This window comes from Caballeronia fortuita (assembly GCF_001544835.2).
GTDB lineage: Bacteria > Pseudomonadota > Gammaproteobacteria > Burkholderiales > Burkholderiaceae > Caballeronia > Caballeronia fortuita.
Genome location: NZ_FCNX02000003.1, coordinates 370,735 through 387,101, shown reverse-complemented (window position 1 = coordinate 387,101; position 16,367 = coordinate 370,735). Strand labels below are relative to the sequence as shown.

Here is a 16,367-nt window from a genome sequence, read left to right as displayed (position 1 = left end):
TGCCGATACTGTTAAGGCAATTATCAAATTCTAGAACTGAATCTAAGCTGTCTCCATACAGTCGATAAGGGAAAACATCATGAAGATTCAGTCGAACGGCGTTGCGATTCACGTTGAGCAATCCGGGCGCGGCGACTTGGCGCTCGTATTCCTGCACTATTACGGCGGTTCGTCGCGCACGTGGAACGCCGTCGCCGAGCAACTCCGGGACCGGTATCGGATCGTTGCAACCGATCATCGCGGTTGGGGACAATCCGAGGCGCCATCCGACGGTTATGGCATTGCTGACATGGCTGCGGACGCACAAGGGGTGATCGATGCGCTGACGCTCGAACGTTATGTGCTCATCGGTCATTCGATGGGCGGGAAAGTCGCGCAACTGATTGCGTCGCATCGTCCAGCAGGGCTCGCAGGGTTGGTGCTCGTTGCGCCCTCTCCTCCCACGCCGATGCTCCTCTCCGACGCAGAGCGCGCAACACTTGCGGGCGCATACCAAACGCGTGAGTCGGTCGAATTTGTAATCGACCACGTGTTGACAGCAAAGCGCTTGGACGTGGCGCAGCGCGAACAGGTGATTGAAGACAGCCTTAAGGGCGCGCCGCAGGCCAAGGCGGGGTGGCCAAACGTGGCACTGCGAGAGGACATCTCTTCCGAGTCCGCGGCGATCGTAGCACCGACCATTGTGATCTCCGGCGAGCTGGACCAGGTCGATCGTATCGAGACTCTGGAAGCCGAGTTGCTCCCGCGTGTCCCGCACGCGGTTCTGCGCATTGTGCCTTCGACAGGGCACCTGTCACCGCTTGAATCTCCCGTCGAAGTCGCGTCGATCATTGAAGAATTCGCTGACGCGCTCGTAAATAAGCATTCGTCCGTCTCACGCCTGAAGAGATACCAAAGGCCTTCGACGCGGCGATGAATTCTGGCGACCTCGATGCGCCGATGTCGATATTCAGCAACGTCGCGACGATGCGAACGACCGACGGCGACGTGGTCCAAGGTCACGCGGCATTGCGAGCTGCGCTCAACGGGTTGCTGTCGAGACGTCCGCACATCACCGATTCAGTGCGCCGCACGCGATCAGCGGCGATGTCGCATTGCTTGTGCTCGATGAGGGCTGGAGACTGCGAGTCGTGAATCCGACCGGCGTGATTTGAGATGGTCGGTTTCTCGCATTGGCAACGCGTTTGTCGACACATGAAGTGATCACGTCGCGTTGCTGCGATGCTGTCTAGCAGAGGGAGAAACGCATGCTGACGAAGACACGAGACGATCTGCCAGTTCCTACGACCTCGGCTCCGACGCGCGCGACGAAGTCTCCGGCGGCCCGAATGCATTGCTCGCGGACGTTTTCACGCTGTTCACCATGACAAAGAACTTTCATTGGCATGCTAGTGGCCCATATTCTCGCAGTCTCCACGAGATCTCCGGCGAGCACGCGAGCCAGATCTTCGCTATGGTCGACAACAACGCCAAGCGGGCACGCAAACTCGTCGCTCCGGCGATACGCTCAGCCGCTTCGGACTGCTCTTGCGAGTACTGTATTCGATTGGCAGCAGAAGACTTTTCGTCACCTTGCTCCAGCCGCCGCTTTCGGCTTGAAGCGGTCACGATACTCGGCCGGATGGATTTGCAGACGGCGCAGGAACGTGCGGCGGAACTTGTCGGTGTCTTGGAAGCCACACCGGTGCGCGATGACTCTTAACGGCAAGTCCGTGGCTTCCAGGTAGCGCCGCGCGGCATCGATGCGCGCATTGGCGAGATAAGTCATCGGCGTGATGCCGCAATCCTTGGCGAAGATGCGCGAGAGATTGCGCGCGCTCATATGCACGCGTTCGGCAAGCGACGCTACCGTATGATCCACATGCAGGTTATCCAGCATGAATTGCTGGACTTCGATAGTCTGCGAACCAGGCGAGGCCTGCGTTTCCAGCAGCGGACTGAACTGGGACTGCCCGCCCGAGCGCCTCAGATAGACGATCAGATACTTGGCGACATCGAGCGCCATTTGCCGGCCGAAGTCGTCTTCGATCATCGCAAGCGACAGGTCGATGCCCGCCGTGACACCGGCCGTCGTGTAGATGCTGCCGTCGCGAACGAAGATATGATCCGGCTCGATGCGCACCTTCGGAAAAGTGCTGGCGAGCCGGGGCACATCCATCCAGTGAGTCGTCACCAGTTTATTGTCGAGCAGCCCCGCCGAGCCGAGGGCAAACAACCCGTTGCAGATGGCCGACACGCGGCGGCACTGCCGATGCTGCGCGCGCAGCCAGTTGCTCAGCGCCGGATCGTCGAAGGCATCGAAGATGCCGAGCCCGCCCGGCACGATGATGGTGTCGAACTCAGGGCACGGATCGAAGATCGTACGATCCGGCACGGTCGTCAGACCGCTCGACGACTGCACCGTGCCGCGCGTCGTGCCGACCATCATCATTTCGTACTCGCACTCCCCTGCACTCAGCACCTTGACTTCGGCGAACGCATCCTTCGGCCCGGCGATATCGAGCAGTTGAAAACCAGGAAAGACGAGCATACCGACCTTGATGCGTTTCATCTCGGATATCCGGATCCTCTGAGAACAGATTCGCTCACGGGCATGCCTCGACGCACGCGCGCTGCACCGGGCAGCGCCATGCGCTCCGCCGCCACACCGAACGCAGCGCCGATGACCGTCCAGATAATTGCCTGCATGCCGATCGACGCCACGCGGAACTGCCACAGCAACGTGGCGGGAAATTCGGCAGGCACCTCGTCGATAGCCGGCAACAGCGCGAGCATCGCAGCAGCCATGATCGCGAAAGCCAGCAGACCGGCGAGCGTCGCGTCGGCATCGCGCCATTTGCGCGAAAGGGCCTGCCGCAAAGCTATCGACAGCAGTGTAATGGCGACGGAAATCCCCATGCAGAAAAAATAAAGCGCGGTGCGAACGCCGATGGTTTCCGCCGCGCCCACCGAAGGCGGATTCGCCGGATATTTCAGCGCCGGCAGCACCACCAGGGCGGCGAAAGCCGCGAGCGCAAGCCATGCCGCAAGCGGCCGCGCGCCCATGCTTCCCGCGCGTCCCCACGCATAGGCGAAGCACAACGCGAAGAGCCCACCGAATGCAGCGCCGTACGCGAGTACGCCGGTCAGCAAGCCCACGCCCGCTTGCATTTCACGACTGACGATTTCAGGCTCGGGCGCGTCGCCGGCGTGAGCGTGCTCGTGCGCTTCATGGGCCTCGAAAGCGATCGCGCGTTCGACTTGCGGCTCGCCCGCCACCCGCGCGAAGCAAAACGCCAGCAGTCCCGCCATGAGGCCAACGAGCATGCCGCGCATCAACAGTTTTCCGACCATCGTCGTCTCCTCGTCAGTGGCAGGGAAAGCCCAGCAGATGGCGTCCGTCATGCACGAATTCGTGAATGGCGGTGCCCTGAAAGATCGCGGTAGCACCCTGCTCCGCGCCGACGAAATACAGCGCCAGCAGCATCAGCAAACCGCCAAAGATCATCCACGGCAGCAGTTCGCGCAGCGGAATCGGTTCGAACGCGTCAGCGGAATGAAGGGCAGCGTGATTCATAAAGTATCTCCGGAAGAGTCAGAAAAATGTTAGCGGCTGCGCGCCGCGACGATCGCTTCGATCTCTCGACGCGACAGCACGCCGCTCGTCTCGATCACCTTCAGCAGCGCTTCGAGAAAACGTTCGTAGTAGTCCCAGCGCGGCTGATTCGCGCATTCGATCGCTTCCCACTTCCCGATGGACGCAATCAGGCTCTGGCGAAAGTCCTCCCACTCGAAACATCCCGCCTTCGATAGCGAGAGCGCGAGGCCGAACACATCTCGCTCCCAGCGATTGGTGAACAGCAGCTTGCCGTCGAGACGCGGCGGAGAATCCGGTGCGCCGAGCATTGACGTGGCAGCATATTCTTCGAAACGCGTGAACATGGCACCTCCTTAAGCCGCGGGCGCTTCGACGAGTGCGACGCCCATCATCGACTCGGGCGTAACGAGCGCGGCGAGTTCCTCCTCACTCAGATGCTCCGTGTGTGCGGGACGCTCGGGCACCACGAACCAGCGGATCTGCGCGCTGCTGTCCCACACCTTTACCTCCTTCGTGGGGGGCACCTGTACGCCGAATTCCTGCAAGACGGCGCGCGGTTCGCGCACGCCGCGCGCGCGAAATACAGGATCCTTGTACCAGTACGGCGGCAAGCCGAGCACCGGCCACGGATAACACGAACACAGCGTGCAGATGATCAGGTTATGCACGTTCGCATCGTTCGCGACCGCGGCCATATGCTCGCCTTCCGCGCCCGCCATGCCGAGCGGAAGCGAGAGTTCGGCGATCGCCTTAGGCGTGTCCGCGACGAGACGCCTCGCGTAGGTCGGATCGACCCACGCGCGAGCGACGATCTTCGCGCCGTTGAACGGGCCGGCCATTGTCTCGAAGTGTTTGAGCACGACATCGACGGAGTCGGTAGCAATGACGCCTTTTTCGATCAACAAGGCTTCCAGGGCACGCACTTTGGCGGCGCTCGATGCTTCGCGGTCGTCGGAAAATTCGAAGAGTTGGCTCATGGGTTCGCTCGTGGTTGGCTTCAATCGAGTTCAGTCGGCTGACTGCACGTAGGCTTCGTACAGGTCGGCGTAGATGGTTGTATTTGGCTCGCTTTTGGCGGCGCCCCAGAGCGACGCGGCGTCGAAGGCGATGCGATATACAGGCATCGGCGCACCGATCCCGTCCACGCCCGTCGAGACGAAATAGGAGAACGCGCCGGGATAGACGAGATCCACCACGCCTGTCTTGTTGCGCAGATAACCCGGCAAGCGCGTGTGATCCACCGCTTCGGGATCGGCGATACGCACGGTATCGCCCGCTCGAAAACGCGCCGCGCCGTCGAGCGCGTGATAGCCCGAGTCGCCATTCTGCAGATAGGCGTCGATCTGCGCGGCGAGTTCGGCACTGGGACGATCGGGTAGCGGCGCGTCCGGGTGCGCACTGTAGTGGGCGGTTTTCTCTGCGAGTTCCTCTGCCGACACATACCCCTGATCGACGAAAAACTGCGCAATGCCGCCGAGCCATTTCTCGTAGTAGCGATATTTGAAGTACTCGAACGGCTGCATGTCTTCGGCGCCGGTGCGCAGCGAGGCCCAAGTCCAGTTGCTCTTGAAGGCGGTGGGCAACGTGTCGACCGGATAGCGATGCGGCGTGTCCGACAGATGTGCACTCTCCGCCATCATCACAGTATGAATGCCGAAGATGCGCTTCTCCCATGGCTCGACGAATACGCGCTTTTCAGTGCTGACCGGCCCCAGATTTTCGATGCCGCCAAGATGATGTTGCAGCTTCATGTTTTGCTCCGCTTGAATGGAAACGGTCTTATCCGAGCCGATGCTCGCGTCTGAATTGCAGAGCTTCGCCGACCACTTCCGAGACGAAGCCGAAGACTGCGCCGGTAACGAGCGCGGCGGCCGCGACCAGCGCCGGATTACCGATGCCCGCCGTGGTGATCGCCTTGCCCGTTGCGACCGTCGTGCCGACCGTCGAGGCGAAGCCCCAGACGATCGCTGGCAAGACGTCGAGCAACTTGATCCTGGATGCCTGAACCATCGCCGCACTGCCGATGCCGACCAGCACGGCTACCGCGATCGCGCCGCCGCTCGTCGTCGCAATGCAAAGCAAGGTAAGTGAAGCGATGACGAGTCCCGTGAGATTCGACGCCACGCTCTTGACGAAGCCCGCGCGCCCGCCGCCGAGCACGAAGAACGACGCCCACGCGATGAACGTCACCCAGACGGGAACCGGAAAGATCGTGCCGGTGAGCCATGTATCGACGACCGCCAAAACGCCGATGCTCACCGTGTATGCCTCTGTCTTTTTCATGCGTAGCTCCTTGAAGAAGAAATGAATGAAGGCTTCAGTACCTGCAACTCAGAAGTCCGTCGCGCATTCGCGCTGCGTCGATGTTGCGGCCAATCATCACGAAACGGCTCTCTCGTGTTTCGTTGCGCATCCATGCGCGGCCGAACGTGGTGTCGAGCAACATATGCACGCTATGAAAATGCAGGCGTCGCGGTTCGTCGTGCATGTTGAGCACGCCTTTCATGCGCAGCAGTTGTGTGCCTTGCGTTTGCACGAGCTGATTGATCCAGCGGTTGAAACGCGTCGCGTCGATGCCGCCGGGCACCACGATCGCGCACGATGCGATGCTGTCGTCGTGTTCGTGATCGTGGCCGTCTTCGTCGAGCAGATTCGGCTCGATGGCGAGCAGGCTGTCGACCGAAAAGCTACGCGTGCCGAAAAGCGCATGCGCGTCGATCCGGGAACGCTGCGCGTATTCGATGCGTGCAGTCGGATTGAGCCGGCGGATTGCCGCAACGAGCGCATTGACGGCATCGGACGAAACGAGGTCGGTCTTGTTGATGACGATGCGGTCCGCGAATACCACTTGCTCACGCGCGATCTCGTCATGAAGCTGGGCTTGCGCGTGCATCGCATCGACCACGGCGACCACCGATTCCAGTCCCACGCGCTCGCGCATGTCGGGATCGGCGAGAAAGGTCTGCAGCACCGGCGCAGGATCGGCGAGGCCCGACGTTTCGATGATGAGCCGCTCAAGGCGATCGCCGAAGCGCATCAACATGTCGCGCACGCTGGCGACAAGATCGGTGCGGACCGTGCAGCAGACGCAGCCGTTGTTGATCTCGATCACGGCGCGTTCATCGGCGACGATCAACTGGCCGTCGATACCGACTTCGCCGAATTCGTTCACGACGATGCCGATCTGCATCGGCCGCGTGGATTCGAGCAGATGATTTACGAGTGTCGTCTTGCCGGCTCCAAGGAAACCGGTAATGACTGTGGCAGGCACTTTGGCGGGTCGCATGAGAGTTATCCTTCGCGTGCGTCGATCAGGGACGCCTAGCCTTTAGCGGCTTCCGTTCCGTCTTCGCGCGCTTGGCCGCTATCGGGCGATACTTGGCGCGGCGTGCCTGACCGCATGTCCGTTTCCTTGCAAAGTGACAAGTACGGACAAACTTGCACGTAAGGCGACGAAACGCGTTGGTGCGCGATACGCATCGCCGAAGTGCAGCCGATGCCCTCTTCTCGCCCGCCGATGCGAACGGACGTGACCAGCCAGTCCCTTCGCGAGCGTTTCTTGAAGGTTGTGGATAGATGCACAGGCCGCTCGTCTCAGTGGTGCAAGACGCCGCGCATGTGGCTGCGCGTCAAGCGGCAGGCCATTCAGTGCTTGTTTGACTGGACAGTCAAGCTGTCGGATTGACAGCGGGAGGTATCGAAGTCTTGAATCCCGCCGATCAACGCTTCATGCGTTCGAACTCAACCTAAAGAAGATGAACGCTTCTCGTAATTCGTGAACACGTCCTTGCGGATCGAACCATGTACGACCCAGTTGGCGTCGACTGCCTGCGTCACGCTCGCGCGGATTCATGCGCCGCCTGTTATCGCTTAAGCCCATACGCCGTCGGCCTACGCGTATCTCGCCTTGTTGCCACTCTTCGAGATGATTGATGCAGCGAAGCAGCGTGCTCTTGCCCGAGCCGCCCGGTCCGAGCAACGCGACGACGTCGCCCGAGCGGATGTCGAGATCGAAGCCATTGAGCACCGGCTGTTCGCCGCAGTCCTTGTGTCGCCGTTTATCTGCACGGCGGTACTGTTGCGGGACAGCGCGTCGTAACGGCGTGCGGTCGCTGTGGGCGACGGGTTGCAGCAACGCATCGTTGAGAGCGCGCTGCGAACGCCCGTCGCCTGATACACGAGAAGCACGATGCTCGCGACCACAAGCGGAATGCCGACGCTCACGAGATTCGCGTGGACGTCAGACGCTCGGCTCTGACCGTGGTCAAAGCAGACGTGGGTCCTGCGTCTGAGGAACCGGTTGCCCGGGCCATGTCACCGGAATGTGCAGGTCCTTCAGAATCGCGGCGACGCCGGGCCACGACCCAGGCATGGATGGTGGCAAAGGACCCGGGTTGCCGTTCGGCGGAAGGGTGATCGTGGCGATGCCACCGCGGATGGAGCGCATTGCTCCGCGCGGCAGGGTATCGGAGCGAGGTAAATCGTGGATGCGCAGCATAGTCATGGCCGGTCTCCTGGCAAGATTGAAGTGAATGGCGTGAACGTCGCCACCCGGACTCTTGCATGAGGTGTGCCAATGAATGTGAAAGACGCCCTTTACCGGCTTGAGCCGAGATTCTGGGCGACTCCGAGTTCAATCCGCGCGCGAATCTGCATCATGCGGTGGACGCAAACAACACTCCGACGGTTCGATGTTGGAGAAAGCCGAACATCTTGCGAGCACTTCGTAGTGCTTGCCCTGTCGCCGAATCAAAACGTTAAGAGCGATGCAGACGATCAGCGATTTCGCTATGACAAGATTCGGCGCGCTCGAGAGTTAGCCAGTTTGTTTGTACGGAACGTAAATTCGAGGTGACTGCATCGACCAGTGCGCACCTGGTCACGACAGGGCATGTAACGTCGCTACGCAGTTTATTGATCCTCGCGAGGCGACGCTTTTCAACGTCGCGCATAGCTACTTGTTCGCTTTCTCAGCCTCGCTCGGCTCCGCTCCGTGCTTGTAGCGTGGCGTAGGCGACGGCAGTAGAAAGAAGGCAACGCACAGCAGTGCTATGGCCACGCCGACGCGCCAAGCCGCGATCGTGATGGGAATTGCAGCGATCTGCACCAGCGTCGCAACACAGTAACGGCGTGTCATCTGCTGGAGAAAATCCAACGAGAGCCGTTCGTCCATCAGCCGGCGGCCTGGCATTGCATACAACCACTTCCCCATCCAGGTGCAGGCGGTCAAGGCAAGACCCGCAACCAGGGTCACTGACGCGGCGGGCTCGAAGCCCGTGCCGAGATGGAAGCACCACAGGCGGATCGGATAAGGGATGACGACGATCGCCAGCAGAAAACAGAGGTTCATCACGCCGAACAGGTGATCACTCTTCGTATAGACGCGACCCGAATAATGGTGTTGCAGCCAGTAGGCCCCGATAACGACATAGCAGAGAACGAGCGCGAGCCATTCTCGCCACTGCTCCGCCATCGCGCCTGCCAGATCCCGATAGCCATGCACGCCCTCAGGAGATCCGGGGACTTTGATCTCGACGATAAGCAGGGTCAGCGCGATCGCAAACACCGCGTCACTGAATCCCTCGAAGCGGTCAAGTCCGCGCTCCGCACCGTGCGTTTCCGCGGCGGTTGATTGGTTACGCCGATTACGTAGCATCATGGGAGTCCTTTCGCGCTCGCCAGAGCAGCCCGGTTATTCCGCTCGTCTCCTCGTCAATCGCTGTGCCGCGATGAAGCAGGACACCGCTTAATACTCGAAGCTGGCCGGTGAAGCAATGCAGGTCCAATACGATGCGACCGCGTCGCAGTCGAACGCTCGGATTGCAGGTCATGGAACACGATCCGGCCATCGGTGCCGTGGGGCGACTCGAAGCCACGCCCGCGATGAGCGCGGGTGCCAGGACTGTTTCAAATGCCGGTCCCGCTACACCCCGTCGCGCTCGTCCGACTCCTTCCCTTTTGACCGGGCACATTGACAATATTGGTCCCTGCCATCGCGAGATGACTAAACGAGGAGGATACCGAGATGCGAATCGCATTGCGAACCGCATGCCGCAGGCGTTGCCTGTGCCCTAAGTCAGCCATCCCCGTGCCCGCTGCGCAGTTGAACAGCCGCAACGCGCGATCGCGCCAGTGCTGACGACTAATCCTTAGGGGCGAGTCGCACTTCTTGCAACAGTGGCACGAGCCCGCAATGCTCGACGCGCTCAAGTTCCGTAAAGAACGCTGTCGCGTGCCGCGCGCGATCGGACTCGATGACAGTGCGTATGGCACGCACATCATGCGGCGCACGAAAGCGACGTTGATCTATCGATGCGCGCCTAGTGGCGCGTCGAGACGTGTGCCAAAGCGTGCAGCCGACTCGGAACAAATAATCGGCAGGCTTCAATCCCACGTCAAAATCCAGGCAGAGTCACTTTGACGAGTCTGCTCTGTGATTTAAAACTGCACCGGTCTATGCGTTCTCTAAATGAGCATCGCCCGAGTTACAACGAGGCCTTCCAGGTAGACGTTCTGCACCTGTGGTCGCGTGAAGCTTGCTGTGGATCGAAAGGCTAAACAGCGCCAATTCCCAAGCGTCGGACGAAATGTGGAGCCCCGTCCGATTCCCCAAATTTGACGGCGCTTCAACGGCGGCTCTTGACCGGTCAGCCGTCCCTTGTTCCGAGGCACTCTGCGTCGCCAGCGGAATCAAGCGGCTCCATGACGACCTCCTCGTTAGCGAAGGCGTCGCCTTTAACGCCGTCGATTCAGAAAAAAATGCCGAACAGAGGAAGCCGGGCCTCGTAGATTCGGCATTGCGTTCACTGTTCATCTAAAGAAATCGAGTCATGAGTCGTAAAACTAGGTATAAGGCTTCAGCCATTCGGTAAATATGACTAACCCATCTGCGTGAGCGCCGCCTCGTGGATAGCGCTTGCGCAATATGCGCTGTCCGTTACGTCGGCTGCACAGCCTTGAAGCGCCCGCGCGCCAGCCTCTGATCCGTGGCTTTAATCCGTAGTGCTTATCGCTGAGATACGACCCTTGCCTCGTTCAGGGAATTGTTGAGGTGAAGGCCATCACTTTGCGCTCCCATGTCCTCGGTCGGCATCACTTCGTATTACTTACTATCATGAACAACTCGAACCAATCTAGTCATTCCTTGCGCAACCGTTTTCGTTCAGTCGAAATCTCGGCGGCCATGGTTGCCGTCGCTACGAGTCTGATGCTCGCGGCATGCGGCGGCGGCAGTGAAGGCGCCGTCGATGCTCCCACGGTCAAGGCAACCGAACTGCCAGAGGCCACCACAAAGGCGACGGTCCCGGCTTCTGTCTTCTACGGCATGAACGGGCACATAACCAACGGCGGCGCGTACGACAACACGCCCTACGGAACACAGCTCTCGCAGCTCCAGGACCTTGGCGTAAAGATCTTCCGTAACGACGTGTACAACTTAGCATCCGCCAAGGTATTGGCGACCGTTGCCAAGCAATTCGCGGCAGGCGGCGTTCAGGTTTATCCGGTGATGCTGCTCGGATTGGGCTTCGACACCGAGGAATCCGCCTACAGTGCGGGCTTCGCAATGGGTCAGCAAACGGCTCAGACGTACAAGTACACGTACTATGAAGTCGCCAACGAGCTGGATTCTTCTGCGCTGGCCGGTAACTACGACGGCAACATCTGGTGGCAATACAGCAACCAGCCGTTCACGATCGCCAGGGGCGTGATCCGTGGAATGATCGCGGGAGTGAAGTCGGTTGACAGTTCGGCGAAGATCATTGTCGATGGGACATGGAAGCACATTGCGTTCTTCCAAATGCTCCTCGACGGCTCACAGCCCGACGGAACACACGGTCATCCGACCGTCAGTTGGGACATCACTGCCTGGCATTGGTATTCCGACCAGGGCGACATTACGAATGCGTGCGGCGGCACCGGCTGTCACGATATTCTCGGCATCATCAGTTCTTTCGGCAAGCCCGTCTGGATCAACGAGTACGGCGTGCGTCCGGAGTATGGAACGAATGACACCATCGCTTCTTACCTGACCGGAAACCTGATGATGCAGCAGTACTACACCCAGTCCTCAAAGTACAACATTCAGTCGATTCAAGGTTTCGAGTTGTACGACTCGCAGGAAGGCAACTACGGCATGCTGCAAAGCGATGGCAAGACTAAGAAGGCGTCGTACATGGCCATGAAGAATTTCATCGCAAGCCACCCGAAGTAAGCAGGAATCAGCGGCGGCGTCAGTGCTCTATCTCGGGTTGTGAATCCGAATCTCGCCCCGTCGGAACTCGTCGGGATGCGCTATGCCATGGCCGGCGCGGCGGCATGAATCAGGCACCCGATCCGAAACGTGAGGCCGCGAACCGCCGCCGCCGAAATCGGCATCGCGCGCTGGGGTATCGCTGCGTTTCGCGGCGAAGACGCAATAGCGCGCGGTGGTCACCTCGACCGTTCTTATCGCTGCGGGGAACGCCGTCTTGGCGAGTTGCGCAAGTCGGAGCGCGTAGCCGCCACTACCGTGCGCAATAGCCAACTCTTCACCGACTGATTCGGGGCGGCTGCACGCAAAACTCGATTGATAAGATTCTCCGGCGCAGGGCTTACTTCGCCCGGTAGGAGCCGTAGCGATGTTGTCTGGTCGTGGCTGCGATCTAACCTTTCTGTCGCATCAAGCGTCGCACCACTCTCTTCAAGATGAACAGTTGATGTCTTATCAAGGCTGCGCGCAGCCGACGATAGCCGTAACAGCGGTGAGCGCACTCGAAGATGTCTGCGATGACGCGACGCGCATCCGCATCTCTATCAGCGACGAGCCGACGTGCGCGGTGATAGAAGCAGGATCTGCGAGCAAGCCTCAAGGCTAACAACTCCGGCAAAGAAGAGGATTGTTTCAGGGCATCAACCAACATCTCCTGGTTGCTCAGAAGTTGCAGGCCGATGCCCATCCTTTTTTTTTGTTCGTTCGCGTTCCTGGAGACGTCGCGCTCGAACTCCAACTTCCGTATGTCGCGTCGAAGAGATTCGACCTATCGCTCCAGCAGTTCACGTTCATGATTCGGCGACGGCCGCTTCTGGCGCCTCATAAATGCTGGGCCCTCTCGACCGAGTCACTGTTTCTTTGAATGCACATCAACAATCTTGGTGCGCCTCGCAGCTAAGGATTTTGATTTTCTCGCCGTAAACAAAACAAGCGCCGAGACGTTTGTTCGTCGCCTGTCGCTTCATCCCCTTTAAGGCGCAAATCGACTCGACTTCGCTGAGTCGCGCACCTGTCAATCGAGAGAATTGCTCGTGGCCTCGACACGCCTCAATATCTGCAACACGATGCGTCGAAGATTCGTTTCGACGCTCGTCCTCGGCACCGGCTCTCTCGTGCTGGCGGCTTGCGGCGGCGGCGGGAATTCACCCACTGCAGCGGGCGCGTCGAACAAGACGAGTCCGGGCGCGAGCACAGGCTCGCAGGACGCGAACGGCACCGTTCCGAGCACGGCCACCGGTTCTCAGAGCACGAGCGATGCCAGTCCGGGTACGGCTACCAGCACGCGCAGCGCGAGCGACACCGTTCCAAACGGTTGCCTGACGGACGTGTCCTTCGGCGTGAAGGGCGACGGAACGACAAACGATCGCGTCGCGCTGCAGGCCGCGATAGACGGATCGGTCGGGCAGATTCTCCTTATCACTGGGCAAAGCCGGATCGACAGCACCGGCCTGACGTTGCGTTCGAACACGCACATCCGCTTTGCACAGGGCGCTTCGATCAAACTGCTGGCTCACAATGTCGACTCATATCAGATGATGCGCGTCTGGGATGTGAGCAACGTGATCGTCGAGTCGCCATACCTCGACGGCAGCAAGTCGCTCAATGCGGCCACGTCGGGCGAGTGGGGCATGGGCATCTCGATCGCCGGCAGTTCGAACGTCACGATTTCGTCGCCGACGACTATCGATTGCTGGGGCGACGGCATTTACATCGCCAATAGCTATAACAATACCGGTGTGACGAGCAAGGCCATCACGATCAGCAATCATCTCGCGGATGGCTGTCGTCGCCAGGGTGCGACGATCATTTCGGGCGACACCATCACCTTCGACAACCCGGTGTGGCGGAACATAGCCGGCACGGCGCCGCAGGCGGGCCTTGACATCGAGCCGAATGACAACACGGCGGTGCTCCGCGCGATCAGGATCGTCAACCCGAGGACGATGGGTTGCGCCGGTGCAGGCATTCAGATCTTCCTGGGATCGCTCGCGGGACCGGTCGCCAGGACGGTCGACATTCAGATCACCAACCATATCGATAGCGACCCGGACGATTGCCCATTCAGCGTCGGCGGACTGTATCCGAGTGGCTACGTCGTGACGGGCGCGATCACAAGCACGAATCCGGTATGGAAGCAGGACTGGTTCCTGGGTGACTGGATAACGGCAGGCCCGACGGTCTCGGTCGTGAACCCGAGGATCGGCTGACTCGCGGCCCTGGAAAGAACGGGAATTTTTCCGCTGCGACGGCAGCGAGCGAATCACGTGGTGTGATCAGCACGGCGCCCGCGATTTGAGACTCCTTCGCGCCGATCACCTGCGAAGCGATGCCCGCGCCCAATGATTCTCCCGCCACATAAATCCGTCCCGGTCATTGCCCGCACGTCGCGGAAAATGCCTCGCGTAATGCGGCGACGGCGGCTTTCATCGTGCGCACGCCCGGACGTTCGACGTGCCCCGGATATTCGACGATGACCGACCGATAGCCCGCGCGCGCGAACACATCAGCGGGCGGCAGCTTCGCTGATTCCTCGTTGCCGTGGAACACGATAGACGTCCCGCGCGGTTCCCCTTCCGCGGGCGTAAGGACATGCCGGACACGATGCTGCGCGTCGTCTGAAAAACTCGGAGGGGGTCCTGGCTCGAATCAACAAAGCAGCGAGATTTGTTCGTATGCAGTGGCGCTCATCGCTTGTTCTCGTCATCCGAGCTCCGGTGCTTTAGGCGCCGCGGCCACGAACGCTGCCGAAAGTGCAAGAGAGGTTATCGTCTGGTCGAAAGAGACGCGCCGGAGTTCGATTCGAGCCCCGGCGGGTTTGCCATTACAGCATTTACTTGCGTCGCTTACTTCGTCGTGAAGACCGAGATGCCGCCATTCGGAAATTGGCTCGAAGTGCTGGGCTGGAAGGGCACATAAACCTGGCCGAGCGTACTATCTACAGCGACAGAGTGCGCGCCCGCTCCAATCGCCACCTTGTATAGCAACTGTCGCGTCGTACCGTCGATCACACCCATCTGCGGGCTAAATCCCGACGCCGCCGCCGTGCCGCTCGATACATAGTGCCGCGCCGGAAGGAAATATCGGTTCGACGCGGAGTCGTACGTCACCTGATCGACGCCGCCGAACGGCAGCGCCGGCAGTTGCGCGCCGGTATTTCGGTCGAGAATCAGCGTGATGAGCGGATCGCCCGCCGAAGGATCGCAGCCCACGAGAATGTCGCTGTTAGGTCCGAGCGCCAGGCCGGTGGGCGCGCACTTGCCGAGCGGAAACGCCTTGCTGATCTTAAGCGTACCAGAGCTCACCGTGTTCGCCGGGATGACGTCGAGTTCCCCGTCGGGGTTCGCGGTGGTCCCATCGTTGTTGATATAAAAGTTCTTTGTGGTCGAATCATAGGTACATGCCTCAAGTCCCGCCGAGCCATTGAAGACCAGCTTCGACACGATGGACTGCGTCGAAGTCGAGAGGATAGTCACATAGGGCGGCGTCTCGCCGGGGCTTGCGTACATCACGAGATGATCGTCTGCGTCGTAGCAACCTTCATCGACTCGTGAGCCTGAATTGCTGATCGCGATCGTCTTGATGGTCTTTTGTGCATTTGTATCGACGATCTTCACCGAATCGACATCGCCTACATAAAGCGTGTTCGTGCCGGTAATTCCCACGATTCCGTCGGGACCGGATACGTCGGTCGTCTTGCCGACGCCCGCGAACGGGCCGGGAATCTGCGCGATCAGCGCGTTCGATTTCGTATCGACGACGTCGACCGCCTTGTTGTTGCGATCGGCCAGATAGTAGCGGCCTGCTTCCGCGTAGCCGATATCGAAACTGAACGGCGGGCTCGATGCATTGGGAACGGCAACATTGGTAATCAGATTCGGACTCGATGAGGCCGGACTCGAATCGTCATTTCCGCCGCATCCGGCGACGAAAGCGGTGACAGCGAGCAGTAGCGCGAGCGCAGGCAATTTCATGGAACAATTCCCCTTTGGTGGACAGAACTAACGGCGTAAGCATGCGCAAGCATCTCTAACAATGCACAACAATTAATTTGATAGTTCCTATATAGAACCGTTGATGACCGTACACTTGATGAAAGCTCCGCGTCGCGGGCGCGATGTTTTTTTGTAATCTTCGAAGCGCGTCGAAGGCTTCTTGTGGCGTCCCCAAACGATCCTAGATGGCGACAGTCTTGCTTTTTCATTGCGGCTGCCTTGAAGAACCGAATGCGTCGCGTTGTAAATCGATGGTCGGAGATTCGAAAGTCGCATCCCTCGGAACAAGAGAACACTCCGCGATGCGCAAGAGCCATTGTTGGTGGAAACACCGACACGCCGATGGACGCACCGGACTTTCAACCTGGTTGGCTTTGAATCAATTTTCTCTTCTTAAGCTTGCGCTAAGGTTGGACGCAGTATGATCCGATCGCCGGTTAGTTCAATAACGCAAAGTGCATTAGTTATACTAAATATCTCGAAGACTATTCGTGGTGACATAGAGATGTATTGAAGAAAACCACTAGCGCGCTATCATGCCCGCTTC

18 protein-coding genes and 2 pseudogenes are annotated in these 16,367 nt (G+C 59.5%); 5 read left to right on the top strand and 15 right to left on the bottom strand.

Annotated elements, in window-relative coordinates; translation table 11 throughout:
- Positions 1-79: 79 nt before the first annotated feature.
- The gene (locus tag AWB77_RS08760; RefSeq protein WP_061134004.1) at positions 80-916 is read left to right on the top strand and encodes an alpha/beta fold hydrolase; all 837 of its coding nucleotides are present in this window, start codon (positions 80-82) and stop codon (positions 914-916) included.
- A 651-nt stretch (positions 917-1,567) separates the two neighbouring features.
- Here the strand turns inward: AWB77_RS08760 and AWB77_RS08750 are convergent.
- The 11 genes from AWB77_RS08750 to AWB77_RS08710 all read right to left on the bottom strand — a co-directional run bounded on the left by AWB77_RS08750 (position 1,568) and on the right by AWB77_RS08710 (position 9,236).
- Positions 1,568-2,551: a GlxA family transcriptional regulator gene (locus AWB77_RS08750; protein ID WP_061134002.1), complete on the bottom strand. Its 984-nt coding sequence runs from the start codon at positions 2,549-2,551 to the stop codon at positions 1,568-1,570.
- Positions 2,548-3,333 (bottom strand): CbtA family protein, encoded by a 786-nt coding sequence (locus tag AWB77_RS08745; protein WP_061134001.1) that lies wholly within the window; start codon positions 3,331-3,333, stop codon positions 2,548-2,550. The genes AWB77_RS08750 and AWB77_RS08745 overlap by 4 nt, the downstream gene beginning before the upstream one ends.
- 13 nt (positions 3,334-3,346) lie before the next feature.
- Positions 3,347-3,556, bottom strand: a complete 210-nt coding sequence (locus tag AWB77_RS08740) for a CbtB domain-containing protein (RefSeq protein ID WP_061134000.1) — start codon at positions 3,554-3,556, stop codon at positions 3,347-3,349.
- A 29-nt stretch (positions 3,557-3,585) separates the two neighbouring features.
- Positions 3,586-3,921, bottom strand: a complete 336-nt coding sequence (locus AWB77_RS08735; protein ID WP_061133999.1) for a nitrile hydratase accessory protein — start codon at positions 3,919-3,921, stop codon at positions 3,586-3,588.
- A 9-nt stretch (positions 3,922-3,930) separates the two neighbouring features.
- Positions 3,931-4,554 carry a nitrile hydratase subunit alpha gene (nthA, locus tag AWB77_RS08730; protein WP_061133998.1) on the bottom strand — a complete coding sequence of 208 codons (624 nt, stop codon included), beginning with the start codon at positions 4,552-4,554 and terminating at the stop codon, positions 3,931-3,933.
- Positions 4,555-4,584: 30 nt separating this feature from the next.
- Positions 4,585-5,328: a nitrile hydratase subunit beta gene (gene nthB / locus AWB77_RS08725; RefSeq protein ID WP_061133997.1), complete on the bottom strand. Its 744-nt coding sequence runs from the start codon at positions 5,326-5,328 to the stop codon at positions 4,585-4,587.
- 28 nt (positions 5,329-5,356) lie between these two features.
- Positions 5,357-5,860 (bottom strand): DUF1097 domain-containing protein, encoded by a 504-nt coding sequence (locus AWB77_RS08720; protein WP_061133996.1) that lies wholly within the window; start codon positions 5,858-5,860, stop codon positions 5,357-5,359.
- 34 nt (positions 5,861-5,894) lie between these two features.
- A complete protein-coding gene (locus AWB77_RS08715; protein ID WP_061133995.1) occupies positions 5,895-6,863 on the bottom strand; it encodes a CobW family GTP-binding protein in 969 nt (322 codons plus the stop codon).
- A gap of 441 nt (positions 6,864-7,304) precedes the next feature.
- Complete coding sequence (locus tag AWB77_RS36805; protein WP_082852615.1) at positions 7,305-7,712, bottom strand: ATP-binding cassette domain-containing protein; 408 nt, start codon at positions 7,710-7,712, stop codon at positions 7,305-7,307.
- Between the two features lie 129 nt (positions 7,713-7,841).
- Entirely contained in the window at positions 7,842-8,081 is a 240-nt protein-coding gene (locus AWB77_RS34280) for a hypothetical protein (RefSeq protein ID WP_074168861.1), read from the bottom strand.
- Positions 8,082-8,531: 450 nt separating this feature from the next.
- Positions 8,532-9,236 (bottom strand): TMEM175 family protein, encoded by a 705-nt coding sequence (locus tag AWB77_RS08710; protein ID WP_061133994.1) that lies wholly within the window; start codon positions 9,234-9,236, stop codon positions 8,532-8,534.
- Positions 9,237-9,815: 579 nt separating this feature from the next.
- On the opposite strand from AWB77_RS08710, the pseudogene AWB77_RS36800 reads away from it, so the two are divergent.
- The 3 genes and pseudogenes from AWB77_RS36800 to AWB77_RS35670 all read left to right on the top strand — a co-directional run.
- Positions 9,816-9,890 (top strand): annotated as a pseudogene (locus tag AWB77_RS36800) (integrase); the annotation flags it as partial.
- A gap of 801 nt (positions 9,891-10,691) precedes the next feature.
- Complete coding sequence (locus AWB77_RS08700) at positions 10,692-11,789, top strand: hypothetical protein (RefSeq protein ID WP_061133992.1); 1,098 nt, start codon at positions 10,692-10,694, stop codon at positions 11,787-11,789.
- A 129-nt stretch (positions 11,790-11,918) separates the two neighbouring features.
- Positions 11,919-12,116 (top strand): hypothetical protein, encoded by a 198-nt coding sequence (locus AWB77_RS35670; protein ID WP_157694779.1) that lies wholly within the window; start codon positions 11,919-11,921, stop codon positions 12,114-12,116.
- On the opposite strand, the pseudogene AWB77_RS36795 reads toward AWB77_RS35670, so the two are convergent.
- Positions 12,095-12,675: pseudogene (locus AWB77_RS36795) on the bottom strand (IS3 family transposase); the annotation flags it as partial. The gene AWB77_RS35670 and the pseudogene AWB77_RS36795 overlap by 22 nt on opposite strands.
- 165 nt (positions 12,676-12,840) lie before the next feature.
- Positions 12,841-13,062, bottom strand: coding sequence for a hypothetical protein (locus AWB77_RS36790; RefSeq protein WP_244158496.1), 222 nt, complete (start codon positions 13,060-13,062; stop codon positions 12,841-12,843).
- A 91-nt stretch (positions 13,063-13,153) separates the two neighbouring features.
- Between AWB77_RS36790 and AWB77_RS08690 the strand changes: the two genes are divergently transcribed.
- On the top strand, positions 13,154-14,035 hold the full coding sequence (locus tag AWB77_RS08690) for a right-handed parallel beta-helix repeat-containing protein (protein ID WP_244158495.1): 882 nt from the start codon (positions 13,154-13,156) through the stop codon (positions 14,033-14,035).
- Between the two features lie 163 nt (positions 14,036-14,198).
- On the opposite strand, the gene AWB77_RS35665 is transcribed toward AWB77_RS08690, so the two are convergent.
- Together AWB77_RS35665 and AWB77_RS08685 are read right to left on the bottom strand one after the other, a co-directional pair.
- Entirely contained in the window at positions 14,199-14,375 is a 177-nt protein-coding gene (locus AWB77_RS35665; RefSeq protein WP_157694777.1) for a hypothetical protein, read from the bottom strand.
- A gap of 296 nt (positions 14,376-14,671) precedes the next feature.
- Positions 14,672-15,799, bottom strand: coding sequence for a YncE family protein (locus tag AWB77_RS08685; RefSeq protein ID WP_061133990.1), 1,128 nt, complete (start codon positions 15,797-15,799; stop codon positions 14,672-14,674).
- Between the last annotated feature and the right edge of the window lie 568 nt (positions 15,800-16,367).